Below are 17,440 nucleotides of genomic sequence, written 5' to 3'. Positions count from 1 at the left end.
AGGGATAATAGAATGCGCGCCTCGGCATTTCAAACGGCGGTTCGGCTTGTCTATCCGCCGCGCTGTATCTCCTGCGGCGATCTCGTCGAAAGTGATTTCGGTCTGTGCGGTCCGTGCTGGCGCGACACGCCGTTCATCGCGGGGCTGGTCTGCGACGCTTGTGGCACGCCGCTGCCCGGTCAGGGCGGGCCGGTGGCTGATTATTGCGACGACTGCCTGACGATCGCTCGACCGTGGTCGCGCGGCCGTGCCGCCTTGCGGTATCACGACAATGGGCGGCGGCTGGTGCTGGCGCTCAAGCATGGCGACCGGCAGGATCTGGCACGGCCCGCATCCGCGTGGATGGCACGCGCGGCGCAGCCGCTGTTGCAGCCCGACACGCTGATCGCACCGGTGCCGCTGCACTGGCTGCGCCTGCTGTCTCGGCGTTTCAATCAGGCTGCGCTGCTGGCACAGGGCGTCGCCCGTGAAACCGCGCTGTCGTGGTGTCCCGACCTGCTGATCCGGCCACGGCGCACGCAAAGCCTGGGCGGGCTGGACCGGGACGCGCGCCACGCCATGCTGGACGGCGCGATTCGCGTCAATCCCCGCCGTGCTGACCGGATCGCCGGACGCCCCATCCTGATGGTCGATGACGTGATGACCTCGGGGGCGACGCTTTCCGCGGCAACGCAGGCCTGTTACGAGGCCGGTGCGCAGGATGTGTGCATCCTGACACTGGCACGTGTCGGCAAGGACGCTTAAATCTGGGACACAGCAAACAGGATGAGTGACATGCAACCAGTCGAGATCTACACATCGCCGCTTTGCGGCTTTTGCCACGCCGCGAAACGCCTTCTGAAACAAAAGGGGGTCAGCTTTTCTGAAATCGACGTGCTGACCCAGCCCGGACGCAAGGACGAGATGAAACGCCGCGCCAATGGCGGCCACACCGTGCCGCAGATCTTCATCGGTGACACCCATGTCGGCGGCTGTGACGAGCTGTTCGCGCTGGATCGCACCGGCAAGCTAGACCCCTTGCTGAGCACCTGATCCGATGCGCGCCGCCCTTTTGCAGATCACCAGCAGCGATCAGCCCGGCGAGAACAGCGCGACGGTGTGCGACATGCTGGACCGGGCCGTGTCGAACGGGGCCGAGTGTGTCCTGACGCCCGAGGTCACCAATTGCGTTTCCACCAGCCGCACGCATCAGAAATCGGTGCTGCATCGCGAGGACGACGATCCGACCTTGCGCGATTTGGCGGCCGCGGCGGCACGGCACCGGGTCTGGCTGCTGATCGGGTCGCTCGCGCTGCTTACCGATGATGCCGACGGGCGCTTTGCCAACCGCTCTTTCCTGATCGGGCCAGATGGTGAGATCCGCGCACGGTATGACAAGATCCACATGTTCGACGTGGACGTCTCGCCCGAGGAAACGTTCCGCGAATCCGACGGGTTCCGTCCCGGCGACCGCGCGGTGCTGACAGAGACGCCATGGGGCAAGCTGGGCCTGACGGTCTGCTACGATATCCGCTTTCCGGCGCTCTACCGGCGGCTGGCGCAGGCGGGGGCGGATATCCTGACCGTGCCCGCGGCGTTCTCGCCGGTCACCGGGGCGGCGCATTGGGTCTCGCTATTACGCGCCCGCGCGATCGAGACGGGGTGCTTCGTGCTCGCCCCCGCGCAGACCGGCACGCATGACGCGTGCCGGGGCAAGCCCCGCACGACCCACGGCCACAGCATGGCAGTGGCGCCGTGGGGCGAGGTGCTGGTCGATGGCGGCACCGATCCGGGTATCGTGATGGTCGATCTCGATCTCTCGCAGGTGGCCAAGGCGCGCGGGCGCGTCCCCTCGTTGCGCCATGATCGCGCTTTCGACGGTCCCTGAATGGACGAGAGCCCGGCCCATTCCCTTGCGGTGACGCTGTTCAGCGAAATCCTGACCAATGAACAGCTCATTCGCAACCGGCTTGCCCGCGTGCTGCCCAAGGGCATGGAGATTTCGCATTTCTCGGTGCTCAACCATCTGGCGCGCGTCGGCGGGGAACGCCGCCCCGCGCAGCTTGCCAAAAGCTTTCACGTCACGCGCGGGGCGATCACCAACACGCTGCGCAAGCTGGAAACGGCGGGATATGTGCATATCCGCCCCGATTGGGACGATGCCCGTCGCAAGATGGTCGCGATCAGCCCCGCGGGCCGCCGGGCGCGTGATGCGGCAATGGCGGCAATCACGCCGATGGTCTCTGACCTGATCCGGGATCTTGGCGAGGATCGCGTGCGCGCCAGCCTGCCGGTGCTACGGGAATTGCGGATCCGGCTGGAGGGCTGACGCGCACGCGATTCCCGACACCGGATCGACGAAACGCTCCCTACGGATGCAGTGCCGTCAAGCACCGCGCCCGTCATCTACGCCGCCGAATCCTTGCCCCAGCCCTCGGATTGCATTTCGCGCAGGCGGCTTGCGGTACGCTCGAATTCGAAGCTGCCCTCGCCCTCGACATAGAGATATTCCGGCTCTGCCGCCGCGGTGCAGATCAGTTGCACGCCCGCCTCGTAGAGTGCGTCGATCAGCGTGACAAAGCGCTTGGCCTCGTTGAAATTGCCGCGCCCGAGTTGGGGGATGTTGTCGACGATCAGAACGCGGGACGCCTCGGCCAGCGCAAGGTAATCGGCCGGCCCCAGCGGCTGCGCACAGAGATCATAGAAGCTGGCCCGCGCGACCCCGTTGTGAAAGGCCGGGATCTCGACCTCGCGCTTGTTGACGCGCAGGATGTGGCGCCCGCCCTCGCCGCCGGTCAGATCCTGCCAGATCTTGTCCAACTCGGCGGTGTTGGCAGGCGTCGCGGGGGTGAAATAGACTTGCGTCCCGGCCAGCCTGTCCTGGCGATAGTCGGTCGGGCCGGCCATCTCGCGCACGACCATGCGCTCCTTGACGAGCTTGATGAAGGGCAGGAAGAGTTGCCGGTTGAGCCCGTCCTTGTAAAGGTCGTCGGGCACGCGGTTGGAGGTCGCGACGACCACCACCCCGGCCGAAAAGAGCGAATCGAAAAGCCGCGCCACGATCATCGCATCCGTGATATCGGTGATCTGCATCTCGTCGAAGGCCAGAAGCTTGACAGCGCTGGCCACATCGGCCGCCACGGGGGCCAGCGCATCGGCCTCGCCGCGCGCGCGGGCGGCGTGCAGACAGGCGTGGATTTCCTGCATGAAGGCATGGAAATGCACCCGGCGGTTGGGCACGGTCAGGGTCTCGACGAACATGTCCATCAGCATGGACTTGCCCCGCCCGACCCCGCCCCAAAGGTACAGCCCCTTGGGCGAGGGCGGCGCGCGGCGAAACCATCCGCGCGGGGCAGGCGCGTCAAGCGCGGCGCGAATGCGCTCGAACTCGGGCAGCAGGGCCTCTTGCGCGGGATCGGGCGTCAGGGTGCCACTGGCCACAAGGTGCGCGTATCGCTCTGGCAACGTTTCCATGGCCGGTCAGATACCGCGAGACGGCAGCCCGGCTCAATAGCGCTGTGCGACCTTCTGCATCACCCCGACAAGGTCGGCGCTGATTCCCGGCTCTGACAGGGCGTGACCGGCGACCGGAATGATCCGAAGGTCGGATTTCGGCCACGCCTCGGCGATGCGATGCGCGGTGACCGGTGGGCAGATCATGTCATAGCGTCCCTGCACGATCGTGCCCGGCACGTCGCGCAGGTCCCCCATGCGGGCAAGAATGTGCCCGTCATGGTCGAGAAAGCCGCGATGCGTGAAATAGTGGTTTTCGAGCCGGGCGAAGGCCCGCGCATATTCGGCGGGGCTGTCGCCGCCGACCCCGGTCGAGTGCACCGTGGCAAGCGCGTTTTCCCACGCCGACCATGCCTTGGCATGGCTGATTTCCTGCCCGAGATCGCCGGAAAACAGGCGTTTGTGATAGGCCGCGATCATGTCGCCGCGCTCGGATTCGGGGATGGGGGCGATGAACCGCGCCCAGGTCTCGGGCCAGAACGCACCGGCGCCGCCGCCGTAGAACCAGTCAAGCTCGGCTTCGGTCATGGTGAAGACGCCGCGCAGCGCCAGATGCAGGGCGCGGTCAGGATGGCTCTGGCCGTAGATCAGCGCCAGCGTCGCGCCCCAACTGCCGCCGAACACCACCCACGCATCGATGCCGAGGGTCTCGCGGATCTGCTCGATGTCGCGCACGAGATGCCATGTCGTGTTGGCCTCGACGCTGGCATGCGGGCGCGACCGGCCGCATCCGCGCTGGTCGAACAGGATGATCCGGTAGATGTTCGGGTCGAAATAGCGCCGCATCGCGGGGCTGCACCCGCCGCCCGGCCCGCCATGCAGCACCAGCACCGGCAGGCCATCGGCACGGCCCGACTGTTCGACGTAGATGGAGTGGCCATCGCCCACATCCATCATCTGCCGGTCGAACGGCTCGATCGGGGGATAAAGATACTGCACCGCAGTTTTATGGCTCGCGACCTTGTTCATGGAGATCCTATATATACCCTGTTGCCAATTGAGCCATATGGAGCCTGGAATGCAAGCCGCGCAAAGCACGATCGACCCCGAAGAGGTGGCCAAGTTCGAGGCCATGGCCGCCGAATGGTGGGACCCCGTCGGCAAGTTCAAGCCGCTGCACCTGCTGAACCCGTGCCGGCTGGATTACATCAACGCACAGATCGCGGCGGAATTCGACCGCGATCTGTCGGGGACCGCACCGTTTGCCGGTCTGCGTGTGCTGGATGTCGGATGCGGCGGCGGCTTGCTGAGCGAACCGATGGCACGGCTCGGGGCCGACGTGGTGGGCGTGGATGCCGCACCGGGCAACATTCCGGTGGCGCAGGTGCACGCTGCGCAATCGGGGCTCGAAATCGATTACCGCCACACCACGGCCGAGGATCTCGCCGCCTCTGGCGCGGTGTTCGACGTGGTGCTGGCGATGGAGGTTGTCGAGCATGTCGCGGACCCCGGCATCCTGCTGGCCGCCTGTCAAAGCCTGCTGGCCCCCGGCGGGCTGATGATCTGTTCGACGCTGAACCGCACGCCGCAAAGCTTCGCCAAGGCGATTGTCGGTGCGGAATACATCATGGGATGGCTGCCGAGGGGCACGCATGACTGGTCGAAATTCATTGCCCCTGATGAGCTATACGCGCTGTTGGGCACCGCGGGTCTGACGCCGGTGGATCGCAAGGGATTCGTCTTCAACCCCGTGACATGGCAGTGGCGGCTGTCACCGCGCGACCTCAGCGTGAATTATGTGACGACAAGCGTGAAACCGGGTTGATCCCCCGCGCCGGGCGGCGCGGGGGGATGTCCCTATCGGCTGCGCGTCAATTCCAGGAAGACGTCCTGCAGATCGGCCTGCTTGGTCTTGACGTCGCGGATCGAGATCCCGGCCTCTCGTACTGCCGCAAGCACCTTCTCGGCCGTCATTTCGGCAGTGTGATAGGTAAGCTCTATCACGCCACTGTCGCGGGTCGAGACCTGCAACCCCGGACCCTCGGGCAGACGTGGCACCGGGCCGTCAGGGTCGATGCTCATCGTCTTGATATCCAGCCGTTCCAGCAGATGCGCCGTCGTGTCGCGCGCCACCACCTGTCCGGCATTGATGATCGCGATCTCGTCGCACATCGCCTCGGCCTCTTCGAGGTAATGCGTGGTCAGCACGATCGTCATGCCCTGTTCGTTCAGTTGCCGCACGTTCTCCCACAACATCTGCCGCAACTCGATATCGACGCCCGCCGTCGGCTCGTCCAGCACCAGGATATGCGGATGATGCACCAGCGCCTTGCCCAGCAGAAGCCGCCGCCGCATGCCCCCCGACAGGGTGCGCGAATAGGCTTCGGCCTTGTCCTCCAGCCCCACGAGCCGCAGGATCTCGTCGCTGCGCCGCTGCTTGCGCGGTACGCCGTAAAGTCCCGCCTGCATCTCCAGCGCGCCGCGCGGGGTAAAGAACGGGTCGAGATTCAGCTCTTGCGGCATCACCCCGATCGAGGCGCGGCTTTGGCGTGGATTGCGGTCCTGATCGAACCCCCAGATCGTGACATGCCCGGCCGTTTTCACCACGAGACCTGCAAGAATGTTGATCAGCGTCGACTTTCCGGCCCCGTTGGGGCCCAATAGGCCGAAGACGGACCCCTTGGGAATGTCCAGATCGACATCGGTCAGGGCGGGTTTTTCCGGCGTGTCGCCCTTGCCACCATAGGTTTTTGTCAGTCCCCGGATTTCAATGGCATTTGTGCCCATGCCGCCCTTGCCCCTTGCGCCTCGTTTGCTCATATTCGGACGTAGTGGAATGCACCGCAAAAGGAAACGCCCCATGGTCACCGAGGCCCCGGAAACGCGAATCGTCGACAGTTACCGCGTCGCCTGCGACGGCGGTGCGCTGGGCCATCCCCGTGTCTGGCTTCGGATCTCCGAGGAGACGGGCTTCGTGGAATGCCCCTATTGCGACGCAAAGCTGGTGCATCGCGATTTCGAAGGAAAGGTCTGAGGCATCATGACTCTGCGGCGCCGTGCGGCGCTGGGGTTGCTCGCCGTGGGCGCCGCCGCGGCCATCCTGCCGCCGGTCACGCGCTGGCTGCGCACGCCAGACCTGACATATCAACCGTTGCCGGGGCTGCCCGGCTTTCGTCAGCTTGCGGGCGGGGGCGTATCGGGGGGTGATCCGTTACGGGTCGGCCTTGACTTGGGCTCCGAGGCTGGGCCTGCCTCGTCAGAGGATATCTGTGCATCTCTGTTCGACAACCCGGCCCCGGAGGATCGCGTGCCGGTCGCCTATTTTTCGGACGCGCGCTGCGTGTACTGCCGTGTGCTGTCGCCGATGCTGCACGAGATCGAGACTGACGCGCCCATCCACATCACGTGGCATGAACTGCCGCTGTTGGGTCCCGCATCGCAGCGCGCCGCAAAGGCAAACCTCGCGGCGCGGCGTCAGGGGGCCTATCGCGTCTTTCACGATCGCCTGATGGGCACGCCCTTCGTGCCCAATGACGCCTATATACGACAGATTGCAGAGGATGCCGGGATCGACGCGGACCAGGTGCTGCGCGACATGGACAGCGACGAAATCACCAGCACGCTGGCCCGTACCGCGCGCATCGCCCGTGCCTTCGGGTTTTTTGGAACGCCCGCGCTGGTGGTGGGCCGCACCGCGGTTCTCGGCACGGTGGAGAGGCGGCAGCTACGCCACGTGATCGAGGCGGAACTGGCCGAGACCGCCCCGTGGCCCTGCGTCTGATCCGCGTCAGATCATCGCAAAATCGTCAAATCGCTGTCTGTCAGGCCCGTCGTTGCGGGTGGTGTGCAGGCCGTGGTCATCCTCGGATGCACTGCCCTGCGTTTCGGACTCGTCACTGCTCTGGTCCGCTTGGTCGTCCATTTGTCGTCTCCACGTACTGGGTGGCCGGGCCGGGGTGCGCCGACCGGCGCTGCAACAAGGGTTACGCGCAGTGCCAAGACAGTTCGGGGACGTTTTGGGCGCCATGCAATCCCTGACCGACACTACAAGATCACGATCGCACATTCTAAAAATTATGTCTACAGCCTATTTTGCGATACTTTATTGCGTAGAACGCGACAGTATCTTTCCGATACGGTCGTTTATGCGCGCAAGACCATTGCGGTGACCGGATCTCCCCCGCAGCGCGCGCCGCGTCCGGATTGCACTATCTCACACCGCATGGCCCGCAAACCGGCTGGCACCCCGGCGCGGTTCATGACAGTAAACCAAAACGGATTTTACACGCGGGGGCATGACATGAGCACCGGATTCGGCAAGGGCTGCCATCTGCATCTGATCGACGGATCGGCCTTCATCTTCAGGGCCTATCACGCGCTGCCGCCGCTGACGCGCAAGTCCGACGGCCTGCCGATCGGCGCGGTCTCGGGCTTCTGCAACATGCTGCAACGCTATGTCGAGGGTAACAACGGCAACGATGCCCCCACCCATGTCGCCGTGATCTTCGACAAGGGCAGCCACACCTTCCGCAACGATCTTTATGACGCCTACAAGGCCAATCGCGACGAGATGCCCGCGGATCTGCGCCCGCAGATCCCGTTGACCCGCGACGCCACACGCGCCTTCAACATCGCCTGCCACGAGATCGAGGGGTTCGAGGCCGACGACATCATCGCCACGCTCAGCCATCAGGCCCGCGATCTGGGCGGACGGGTGACCATCATCAGTTCCGACAAGGATCTGATGCAGCTTGTCGGCGACGGGGTCGAGATGCTGGACGCGATGAAGAACCGCCGCATCGACGTGGACGGCGTGCGCGAAAAGTTCGGCGTGGACCCCGCGCAGGTCGTGGACGTGCAGGCACTGGCCGGGGACAGCGTCGACAACATCCCCGGTGCACCCGGCATCGGCCTCAAGACCGCCGCGCTGCTCATCAACGAGTTCGGCACGCTCGAGGAGCTTCTGGATCGCACGTCCGAGATCAAGCAGCCCAAGCGCCGCCAGACGCTGGAGGAGAAACGCGAGCAGATCGAGATGTCGAAGCGCCTCGTGCAGCTTGACTGCGACACGCCGCTCGACTTCACGCTCGACGATCTCGAGGTGCGCGATCCCGACCCGGAAACGCTTTTGGGCTTTCTCGCGGATATGGAGTTTCGCACCCTGTCGAAACGCATCGCCGAGGCCTTGGGCGCCGACGCGCCGGTGATCCCCGAACCCGAACAACCCGCCACGCAGGACACCACACCCGACTGGCCCGCCATCGACGCGGCGGGCTATACCCGCATATCCGACATGAAGACGCTCGACGCGTGGATCGACACCATCCGCGCGCAGGGCTTCGTCGCCGTCGACACCGAAACCACCTCGCTGAATGAAATGCAGGCGGCGCTGGTGGGAATCTGCCTTGCCACAACCCCCGGCACCGCGGCCTATATCCCGCTGCGGCACCGCGGGCGGAACGAGGGCGATCTTTTCGACGAGGACGCACTGGTCGAGGGCCAACTGCCTTTGGATGACGTGCTCGCGGCGCTCAAACCGATCCTTGAGGATGACAGCATCCTGAAGATCGGCCAGAACATGAAATACGACGCCAAGATCCTCGCCGCGCTCGACATCGCCATCGCCCCCATCGACGACACCATGCTGATGTCCTACGCGATGCATGCCGGCGAACATGGCCACGGGATGGACACGCTGTCCGAACGCTACCTGTCGCACACGCCGATCCCGATCAAGACGCTTCTGGGCAGCGGTAAATCCGCGATCACCTTCGACCGCGTGCCCATCGACGAGGCCACGAAATATGCCGCCGAGGATGCCGACATCACCCTGCGCCTGTGGCACCTGTTCAAGCCGCAGCTCCACCGCGCCCGCGTCACCACCGTCTACGAGACGCTGGAGCGCCCGCTGGTGCCGGTGCTGGCGGCGATGGAGCGCCACGGGATCAAGGTCGACCGCGGCACGCTTGGTGCCATGTCGGGCAAGTTTGCGCAGAAAATGGCGGAACTCGAATCGGAAATCCACGAGCTTGCCGGGCGCAAGTTCAACGTCGGCTCGCCCAAGCAACTCGGTGAGATCCTGTTCGACGAGATGGGCTACGAGGGCGGCAAGAAGGGCAAGACCGGCGCCTATGCCACCGGCGCCGACGTGCTCGAGGATCTGGCGACGCTGCATGACCTGCCCGCCCGCGTGCTGGACTGGCGCCAACTGTCCAAGCTGAAATCGACCTACACCGACGCGCTGCAGGACCATATCGACCCGGACACGGGTCGCGTCCACACGTCCTACGTCCAGACCGGGGCGGCGACCGGGCGGTTCTCGTCGACCGATCCCAACCTGCAGAACATCCCCATCCGCACCGAGGAGGGCCGCCGCATCCGCGAGGCCTTCGTCGCCGAGCCGGGGCACCGCCTCGTCAGCCTCGACTACAGCCAGATCGAGCTGCGCATCCTCGCCAATATCGCGCAGCTCGACACGCTCAAGCAGGCGTTTCGCGAGGGGCAGGACATCCACGCGCTGACAGCATCAGAGATGTTCAACGTCACGATGGACGACATGACGCCGGAAATCCGGCGCCAGGCCAAGGCGATCAATTTCGGCGTGATCTACGGCATCTCGGGCTTCGGTCTTGCGCGCAACCTGCGGATTCCGCGCTCCGAGGCGCAGGGCTTCATCGACCGCTATTTCGAACGGTTCCCCGGCATCAAGGATTACATGGACGCTACCACGTCCTTCGCCAAGGAAAACGGGTTCGTGCAGACGCTGTTCGGCCGCAAGATCCACACGCCGGAAATCTCGGCCCGCGGGCCCCGCGCCGGTTTCGCCCGCCGCGCGGCGATCAACGCGCCGATACAAGGAACAGCCGCCGACATCATCCGCCGCGCCATGATCCGCATGCCGGCCGCCATAGATGGCCTGCCCGCCAAGATGCTGCTGCAGGTCCATGACGAACTGATCTTCGAAGTCGCCGAGGACGCAGTCGACCGCGTCGTTGAGGCCGCCCGCGAGATCATGCAGGCCGCCGCCCACCCGGCCCTCCATCTCGATGTGCCGCTGGTGGTCGATGCGGGGCAGGGGGCGAACTGGGCCGAAGCGCACTGACGGTCGGGGACCGTATACAGGGTCGCGGTGTCAAAGATGCATTGAAAAACAGCTGGCGGGGGAATGCGGATCATACGTGCGCCCCGATCGCAGAACTGGTGGGCGAGGACGATCCACCGTGCCGCCGCAGACGACAGGAAGGGTAGAAGCGTGAGCTTTGATGTGTATAATGAGTACCCAAAAAACCATGGATACATAAACACAGGGAAGGTCCAACCATGAGAAGACTCTCTGCCATCCTCGTTTCCGCTGCGGTGTCGGCGGCCCTCACGACGGGCGCCTCGGCGCAGGATCATGTCAAGATCGGCATGTTGCAGGGCTTCACCGGCCCGACGGAATCGCTCGTCAGGCCGATGGCGCAAGGCGGTGAAATGGCGATCAAGGAGGTGTCGGACAGCGGCATCTTCCTTGGTGGTCGCGAGGTCGTCTCGGTCCGCGGCGACAGCACCTGCATCGACGCCGCCGCCGCCACGGCCGCGGCCGAGCGGCTGGTGACGTCCGAGAACGTCCAAGGCATCAACGGGGCAACCTGCTCGGGTGCCACAACCGCGGTTCTCAACAACGTCGTGCGCGCCAACGGCATCGTCATGATCTCTCCGTCGGCGACCTCGCCGGCGCTGTCGACGATCGAAGACGGCGGTTATTTCTTCCGCACGGCCCCGTCGGACGCGCGTCAGGGCCAGATCATCGCCGATATCCTCGAGCGTCGCGGCATCGGTTCGGCCGCACTGACCTACACCAACAACGACTATGGCAAGGGTCTTGCCGATGCGATCCAGGCGGCCTTCGAGGAGACCGGCGGCGAGGTCACGGCCGTGGCTGCGCACGAGGATGGCAAGGCCGACTACTCGGCCGAGATCGGCACGCTGGCGTCGGCCGGCGGCGAGGTTCTGATCGTCGCCGGGTATCTCGACCAGGGCGGCAGGGGCATCATCCAGGCCTCCCTCGATACGGGCGCGTTCGGTAAGTTCGTGCTGCCGGACGGCATGGTGGGCGCTGCGCTGACCGATCATTTCGGCACCGCGCTGGACGGCTCCATCGGCACCAATCCGGGCACAGACAGCCCCGGCGCAGACATGCTGGCCGAGGAGGCCGCGGGCAAGGACTTCAACGGCGATGACCCCTATGTGCCCGAGGCCTACGATGCGTCGGCGCTGATGCTGCTCGCCATGCAGGCGGCCGATTCGACCGACAGCGCGGTCTACAAGGACCATGTGTTCGACGTCGCCAACGCGCCGGGCGAGAAGATCTATCCGGGCGAGCTGGCGAAAGGCCTGCAGATCCTCGCCGACGGTGGCGAGATCGACTATGTCGGCGGCACCGCGCTGGAATTGATCGAGCCGGGCGAATCCGCCGGCAGCTTCCGCGAGACAGAGGTCAGGGACGGCAAGTTCGAGACGGTGATGTATCACTGAGGGCCGCCGGGAAACGGACTGGCCTTACCGGACCGGCCGGGGCGCCCAAGCCCTGGCCGTGCCGCATCACCGGCTAGCGGGATCGAGTGCATGATAACGGTCAATAACGTCGCCAAGAATTTTGGCGGCATCCGGGCGGTGGACGGCGTTTCGTTGTCGATCGCGACGGGTTCGGTCACGGGGTTGATCGGTCCCAACGGGGCCGGCAAGACGACACTGTTCAACATGATCGCAGGTGTCTTTCCACCGTCCTCGGGCACCATCCACCTCGATGGCGAGGACGTGACGGGGCTGGAGCCGCACGAGTTGTTCCACAAGGGCCTGCTGCGTACCTTCCAGATCGCGCATGAGTTCTCCACGTTGACGGTTCTCGAGAATCTGATGGTCGTCCCCGGTCATCAGCCGGGCGAGCAGCTGCGCCACAGCTGGTTCAATTTCGCCCGCGTCAGGGAGGTCGAGGCGCAGAACCGCGAGCGGGCGCTGGAGGTGGTCGAATTTCTGGAAATCGACCATTTGAAGGATGAGCTTGCCGGCAATCTGTCGGGCGGACAGAAAAAGCTGCTCGAACTGGGCCGCACCATGATGGTGGACGCCAAGATCGTCTTTCTCGACGAGGTGGGCGCCGGCGTGAACCGCACCCTGCTCAACACGATCGCCAAGTCCATTCAGCGCCTCAACGAAGAGCGCGGCTACACCTTCTGCCTGATCGAGCACGACATGGATTTCATCGCCCGCCTCTGCGACCCCGTGATCGTCATGGCCGATGGAAGGCTCCTTGCCGAGGGCACCATCGAGGAGGTCAAGAACAACGAGGAGGTGATCGAGGCCTATCTCGGCACGGGCCGCAAGCAAGCGCGGAAGGCGCCGGCATGAGTTTCCTCAGCGCGACCGGCATGACCGGCGGATACGGCGGCGCCGACATCATCCACGATTGCACCATCACCGTGGAGCAGGGCGAGATCGCCGTGGTGGTCGGCCCGAACGGGGCCGGCAAGTCGACGGCGATGAAGGCGGTCTTCGGCATGCTTGACCTGCGCGAGGGCACGGTGACGCTGGACGGCCGGGACATCACCAGACTTGCCCCGCAGGACCGGGTTCCCGCCGGAATGGCCTTCGTGCCGCAGAACCGCAACGTCTTCGTCTCGCTGACCGTGGAAGAGAACCTCGAGATGGGAGCCTTCATCCGCGACGACGACGAGATCGAGCACACCAAGGAGCAGGTCTTCAGCCTGTTCCCGATCCTGGCCGAGAAGCGCGCCCAGCCGGCGGGCGAGCTTTCGGGCGGGCAGCGCCAGCAGGTGGCGGTGGGGCGTGCGCTGATGACGCGCCCGGATCTGCTGATGCTCGACGAGCCGACTGCCGGCGTCTCGCCGATCGTGATGGACGAGCTGTTCGACAAGATCCTCGAAATCGCCAAGACCGGCGTCGCGATCCTGATGGTCGAGCAGAACGCGCGCCAGGCGCTGGAAATCGCCGATCATGGCTTTGTCATGGTCCAGGGCCGCAACCGGTTCACCGACACGGGCGAGGCGCTTCTCGCCAACGAGGACGTACGTCGGTCCTTCCTGGGGGGTTGAATGGAAATCCTTAACGCACTCGCGCTGTTCGCCAATTTCGTTGTCGTTCCGGCGACGGCCTATGGCGCGCAGCTTGCCCTCGGGGCGCTCGGCGTCACCATAATTTTCGGGATCCTGAAATTCGCCAACTTCTCGCATGGCGAACTGATGTCGTTCGGCACCATGATAACGATCCTCGTGACATGGTTCCTTCAGGGGATGGGGGTCGGCATCGCGCCCTTGCCGACCGCGCTGCTGGCCCTGCCGGTGGGTATATTGGCGGCGATCGGCGTCGCCTTGCTGACGGACCGCGTGGTCTTCCGCTTCTATCGCCAGCAGCGGTCCAACCCGATCGTCTTCGCCATCGTCTCGGTCGGGGTGATGTTCGTGCTGGCCGGGATTATCCGCATCACCATCGGGCCGGGCGACCAAAGCTTCGCCGACGGTCAGCGGTTCATCATCGGTGCGTTCGACTCCCAACGTATGCTCGGCCTCGACGAGGGCATCGCCATCAAGCAGACCCAGGTGATCACCGTGGTCGTCGCCCTCGTCGTGGTGGCGTGGCTGTTCTGGTTTTTGCAAAAGACGCGCTCGGGCAAGGCGATGCGGGCCTATTCGGACGATGAGGACCTGGCGCTGCTGTGCGGGATCAACCCCGAGCGTGTGGTCATGATCGCGTGGATCATCGCCGCAGCACTCGCGACCATTGCGGGCACGCTCTACGGGCTCGACAAGACCTACAAGCCGTTCATCTTCCTGCAGATCCTGCTGCCGATCTTCGCGGCCACCATTCTTGGCGGGATCGGTCAGCCGGTGGGCGCGATCCTCGGTGCCTTCATCGTCGCCTTTTCCGAGGTGATGGTGACCTATGCCTACAAGAAGTTCCTGGCCTATCTCGGCCCCGAGGGCTGGGCCCCGGACAGCCTCGTGCAACTGTTGTCGACGGACTACAAGTTCGCGGTCTCCTTCATCATCCTGGTCGCGGTCCTGCTGATCCGGCCGACGGGCATCATCCGCGGGAAAGTGATATGACGCAGAGGGTTGCGCTCCTTTACGGCCTCATGGGCCTCGTGCTGATCATGGTTGGCTTCTACCAGAGCTGGAATGTCGCCTTCGGCATTTTCAATCTCTGCGTCATCTCGGCCGTGATGGCCCTCGGCGTCAACATGCAGTGGGGCTATGCGGGGCTGTTCAATGTCGGCGTGATGGGCTTCACGGCGTTGGGCGGGCTGACGGCGGTGCTGGTCTCCATGCCGCCGGTGACCGAGGCCTGGGCCGTGGCCGGCGGTGATCTGGCGCTGTCGCTCCTGAGCCTTGCGGGCACGGTGGCCGCCATCATCTTCGCGCGGCGCGCAGTGGCGCCGGCCCTCAGGCTGCCGGTGACGCTGGTGCTGCTGGTGATCGGCTATTTCGTCATCGGTGTGTTCTTCCGCCCGGCGACCGACGCGATCGAGGAAATCAACCCCGCGCTCAGCGGCTATCTCGGCGGTGCCGGGCTGCCGGTGGTGCTGGCCTGGCCGATCGGCGGGCTGGTCGCGGCGGGCGCAGGCTGGTTCATCGGGCGCATCGCGCTGGGGCTGCGCGCCGACTATCTCGCCATCGCCACGCTGGGCATCGCCGAGATCATCATCGCCGTCATCAAGTACGAGGAATGGCTGTCACGCGGCGTGAAGAACGTCACCGGCATCCCGCGCCCCGTCCCCTACGAGGTCGATCTGGTCGAGCAGGACTGGTTCATCGGACTGGCCAATCTCTTTGGCGCTGCGGACCTCTCCGACGCCGCCAGCCTCTTCGTCAAGCTGTGCTACGCGGCGCTGTTCCTCACGGTGCTGGCGATCATCATGTGGTTCGCCGAACGCGCATTGCGCTCTCCCTGGGGACGCATGATGCGCGCCATCCGCGACAACCGTGACGCTGCGGCCGCCATGGGCAAGAACGTCAAGGCGCGTCATCTGCAAACCTTCGTGCTGGGCTGTTTCACCTGCGGCGTCGCGGGCGCGATGCTGACCACGCTCGAGGGTCAGCTCACCCCGACAAGCTACATACCGCTGCGGTTCACGTTCCTCGTCTGGGTGATGGTGATCCTCGGCGGGTCTGGCAACAACTGGGGCGCCGTGCTGGGCGGGTTCATCATCTGGTTCCTGTGGGTTCAGGCCGAGCCGTTCGGCAACTGGTTCATGGCGACGGTGACATGGCCACTGGGCGAAGACTCCGACCTAGCGCAGCACCTTGTCGGGGGGGCGGCATATATGCGCTACCTGATGATGGGGACTATCCTGCTCGTCGTCATGAGGTTCGCGCCAAAGGGTTTGATACCCGAACGATAGCGTCGGATCGCCGCCCGGGTATTTCGCATGAGGGCCCCGTGCCGCGCCTCGCCGGAACGCGCGTTCCTCGTGCAAGCAACTTTGGCCTGAGCAGCGCGGCGGTCTCGGCGTGCGCGGGACAAACAGTGCCAAAAATGTAGGCGGCCTTGTAGCGGGTGTCGCGCGGGGCTCTTGGCCGGGTCCCGCGTTTGGCCCAGACCCGCGTGAGCGTGCCTTGCTGGCCCACCCTGGCGTTCGCCGGGAAACGGTCCTCCGGACCGTTTCTGGCTCGGCTCACTCTTGAAACCATACCTTCAGAGGCTTGCCGCGGGCATGATCCGCGAGCGCCCCGTTTACCCTGGCCGAGAAGTTTTTTAAAGTCTTCTGTGCTTCCGGGTCAGACTTGGGTGCTGCGGGCGCACCGAAAGACGGCGAAACCCCAGAGCGGTCAGGTGTTTGTCGACCGTGCGTTCATGCATGACCACGCCGAATTCCGCTTCGAGATGGTGCTTGAGATCAATCCGTCGCCACCGGACAACGCCGTCCTTGGTACGGTCGGGACCCGCACGCACCCAATCGGAAGGCGTGGCTTTCTGCTCAGGCGTCATCCGGGGTGGCCGACCACGAGATCGCCGGTTTGACAGACCCTCCAGCCCCTCGGCGTTATAGCTGCCGGGGCTCCTCCCGTTCAGGGCTGACGTCTGTCCAATGGACAGACGTCCGGGCGCCCTTCGCCCCAACCGCGCAGAGTTTGGCGATCCATGCCGCAGACCTCTGCCGCAGTTTTGCGGTCATAGCCCTTCAGAACCATCGCAATCGGCAACATCCGAAGCGCCTCTTTCGCATCCTTGCATTTTGCCGCGACCGCGCGAAGCTCTCCCGCCGTCCGGTCTTTTCGTGTGATTGAACCGAACCAGACCGGGTTTACCGGAGAGGTTGGGGAAGATCGCGACGACGTTGGTGCGCCGCCTGATCTCCTTGTTCACGCGCTCCAGCGGGTTGGTGCTGTGCAGCTTGCCGCGCAGGCTTTCGTCGACGGCCATGTAGGCGAGGACGTCGTGCTCGTTCGGGCTACGATCGCTCCCCCGGAGCGATCGAATGACGCCCTCACCGTCCATGAGTTCGGCCACATCGCGGAACCGCTCGCGCAGGCTATCGGCGACCTCGCGCCAGCGGGCATGGGCCTGGTCGCGGTCGGTCTCGGCGAAGACGGTCTTCACCACGGCGCTGACCACGGGCTTGTTGGTCTTGCCGACACGGGCCAGGAGGTTGCGCTGGAAGTGCACGCGGCAGCGCTGCCAGCCGGCCCCCAGGATCTCGCGCCGCCCGTCGGTATTGACCGCGACGGCCACTATCACCGCCATCGAGAGCAAGCCATTGTCGCGCCATTGGTCCGAGCGACAATGGCGGCACGCCCGCCCTCGCGCAGCTTCACGTAGGTGGCGTCGAGCCAGAGGAATGGCCGTTGACCGCGCCGACCGTCCTCCGGACGGTCGGGAATTCGGTCCGGGGGACCGAATTCATGCGGATCAACCCTTCCAGCGGACGGTTGAGGAACGCCTGCACCCGCTCGTCACTCGCCATTGTTCTTGAACCAATGGCGCACAATGGCTCGTCCTCGCACAGCCG

19 protein-coding genes and 1 pseudogene are annotated in these 17,440 nt (G+C 64.9%); 13 read left to right on the top strand and 7 right to left on the bottom strand.

Annotated elements, in window-relative coordinates; translation table 11 throughout:
• Nucleotides 1-12 precede the first annotated feature (12 nt).
• The 4 genes from ACROSR_RS04130 to ACROSR_RS04115 are packed head-to-tail and all read left to right on the top strand — an operon-like array spanning nucleotide 13 to nucleotide 2,308.
• A complete protein-coding gene (locus tag ACROSR_RS04130; RefSeq protein WP_432682509.1) occupies nucleotides 13-744 on the top strand; it encodes a double zinc ribbon domain-containing protein in 732 nt (243 codons plus the stop codon).
• A 30-nt stretch (nucleotides 745-774) separates the two neighbouring features.
• Entirely contained in the window at nucleotides 775-1,032 is a 258-nt protein-coding gene (gene grxC, locus ACROSR_RS04125; protein WP_432682508.1) for a glutaredoxin 3, read from the top strand.
• Between the two features lie 4 nt (nucleotides 1,033-1,036).
• Nucleotides 1,037-1,867 carry a carbon-nitrogen hydrolase family protein gene (locus ACROSR_RS04120; protein WP_432682507.1) on the top strand — a complete coding sequence of 277 codons (831 nt, stop codon included), beginning with the start codon at nucleotides 1,037-1,039 and terminating at the stop codon, nucleotides 1,865-1,867.
• Nucleotides 1,868-2,308, top strand: coding sequence for a MarR family winged helix-turn-helix transcriptional regulator (locus tag ACROSR_RS04115; RefSeq protein WP_432682506.1), 441 nt, complete (start codon nucleotides 1,868-1,870; stop codon nucleotides 2,306-2,308).
• Nucleotides 2,309-2,385: 77 nt separating this feature from the next.
• Here ACROSR_RS04115 and zapE read toward each other — a convergent pair whose 3' ends face one another.
• Nucleotides 2,386-3,453: a cell division protein ZapE gene (zapE, locus tag ACROSR_RS04110; protein WP_432682505.1), complete on the bottom strand. Its 1,068-nt coding sequence runs from the start codon at nucleotides 3,451-3,453 to the stop codon at nucleotides 2,386-2,388.
• A gap of 33 nt (nucleotides 3,454-3,486) precedes the next feature.
• Nucleotides 3,487-4,461: a prolyl aminopeptidase gene (gene pip / locus ACROSR_RS04105; protein WP_432682504.1), complete on the bottom strand. Its 975-nt coding sequence runs from the start codon at nucleotides 4,459-4,461 to the stop codon at nucleotides 3,487-3,489.
• Between the two features lie 49 nt (nucleotides 4,462-4,510).
• Here pip and ubiG point away from each other — a divergent pair, with 49 nt between their 5' ends.
• Nucleotides 4,511-5,257, top strand: coding sequence for a bifunctional 2-polyprenyl-6-hydroxyphenol methylase/3-demethylubiquinol 3-O-methyltransferase UbiG (ubiG, locus tag ACROSR_RS04100; protein ID WP_432682503.1), 747 nt, complete (start codon nucleotides 4,511-4,513; stop codon nucleotides 5,255-5,257).
• Nucleotides 5,258-5,289: 32 nt separating this feature from the next.
• Here the strand turns inward: ubiG and ACROSR_RS04095 are convergent, their stop codons facing one another.
• Nucleotides 5,290-6,219, bottom strand: a complete 930-nt coding sequence (locus tag ACROSR_RS04095; RefSeq protein ID WP_432682502.1) for an ABC transporter ATP-binding protein — start codon at nucleotides 6,217-6,219, stop codon at nucleotides 5,290-5,292.
• A 73-nt stretch (nucleotides 6,220-6,292) separates the two neighbouring features.
• On the opposite strand from ACROSR_RS04095, the gene ACROSR_RS04090 reads away from it, so the two are divergent.
• A complete protein-coding gene (locus ACROSR_RS04090) occupies nucleotides 6,293-6,466 on the top strand; it encodes a zinc-finger domain-containing protein (RefSeq protein ID WP_432682501.1) in 174 nt (57 codons plus the stop codon).
• Nucleotides 6,467-6,472: 6 nt separating this feature from the next.
• Nucleotides 6,473-7,213, top strand: a complete 741-nt coding sequence (locus ACROSR_RS04085; RefSeq protein WP_432682500.1) for a DsbA family protein — start codon at nucleotides 6,473-6,475, stop codon at nucleotides 7,211-7,213.
• A gap of 6 nt (nucleotides 7,214-7,219) precedes the next feature.
• Here ACROSR_RS04085 and ACROSR_RS04080 read toward each other — a convergent pair whose 3' ends face one another.
• Nucleotides 7,220-7,354, bottom strand: coding sequence for a hypothetical protein (locus tag ACROSR_RS04080; RefSeq protein WP_432682499.1), 135 nt, complete (start codon nucleotides 7,352-7,354; stop codon nucleotides 7,220-7,222).
• A gap of 378 nt (nucleotides 7,355-7,732) precedes the next feature.
• On the opposite strand from ACROSR_RS04080, the gene polA reads away from it, so the two are divergent.
• The 6 genes from polA to ACROSR_RS04050 all read left to right on the top strand — a co-directional run bounded on the left by polA (nucleotide 7,733) and on the right by ACROSR_RS04050 (nucleotide 15,832).
• Nucleotides 7,733-10,534 (top strand): DNA polymerase I, encoded by a 2,802-nt coding sequence (polA, locus tag ACROSR_RS04075; protein ID WP_432682498.1) that lies wholly within the window; start codon nucleotides 7,733-7,735, stop codon nucleotides 10,532-10,534.
• 218 nt (nucleotides 10,535-10,752) lie between these two features.
• A complete protein-coding gene (locus tag ACROSR_RS04070) occupies nucleotides 10,753-11,949 on the top strand; it encodes an ABC transporter substrate-binding protein (protein ID WP_432682497.1) in 1,197 nt (398 codons plus the stop codon).
• 90 nt (nucleotides 11,950-12,039) lie between these two features.
• The gene (locus tag ACROSR_RS04065) at nucleotides 12,040-12,822 is read left to right on the top strand and encodes an ABC transporter ATP-binding protein (RefSeq protein ID WP_432682496.1); all 783 of its coding nucleotides are present in this window, start codon (nucleotides 12,040-12,042) and stop codon (nucleotides 12,820-12,822) included.
• Nucleotides 12,819-13,526 carry an ABC transporter ATP-binding protein gene (locus ACROSR_RS04060; RefSeq protein WP_432682495.1) on the top strand — a complete coding sequence of 236 codons (708 nt, stop codon included), beginning with the start codon at nucleotides 12,819-12,821 and terminating at the stop codon, nucleotides 13,524-13,526. The genes ACROSR_RS04065 and ACROSR_RS04060 overlap by 4 nt, the downstream gene beginning before the upstream one ends.
• Entirely contained in the window at nucleotides 13,527-14,537 is a 1,011-nt protein-coding gene (locus ACROSR_RS04055) for a branched-chain amino acid ABC transporter permease (RefSeq protein ID WP_432682494.1), read from the top strand. It begins immediately after the preceding gene.
• On the top strand, nucleotides 14,534-15,832 hold the full coding sequence (locus ACROSR_RS04050; protein WP_432682493.1) for a branched-chain amino acid ABC transporter permease: 1,299 nt from the start codon (nucleotides 14,534-14,536) through the stop codon (nucleotides 15,830-15,832). The genes ACROSR_RS04055 and ACROSR_RS04050 overlap by 4 nt, the downstream gene beginning before the upstream one ends.
• 353 nt (nucleotides 15,833-16,185) lie before the next feature.
• Here ACROSR_RS04050 and ACROSR_RS04045 read toward each other — a convergent pair whose 3' ends face one another.
• From ACROSR_RS04045 to ACROSR_RS04035, 3 genes and pseudogenes are all read right to left on the bottom strand, one after another.
• Complete coding sequence (locus ACROSR_RS04045; RefSeq protein ID WP_432682492.1) at nucleotides 16,186-16,551, bottom strand: helix-turn-helix domain-containing protein; 366 nt, start codon at nucleotides 16,549-16,551, stop codon at nucleotides 16,186-16,188.
• A 195-nt stretch (nucleotides 16,552-16,746) separates the two neighbouring features.
• Nucleotides 16,747-17,175: pseudogene (locus ACROSR_RS04040) on the bottom strand (transposase); the annotation flags it as partial.
• Between the two features lie 67 nt (nucleotides 17,176-17,242).
• A partial coding sequence (locus ACROSR_RS04035; RefSeq protein WP_432682491.1) for a hypothetical protein occupies nucleotides 17,243-17,440 on the bottom strand: 198 nt, incomplete at its 5' end.

It is taken from the genome of Roseovarius tibetensis (assembly GCF_050896375.1).
Taxonomy (GTDB): Bacteria; Pseudomonadota; Alphaproteobacteria; order Rhodobacterales; family Rhodobacteraceae; genus Roseovarius; species Roseovarius tibetensis.
This window is presented reverse-complemented; position numbering and strand designations above follow the sequence as displayed.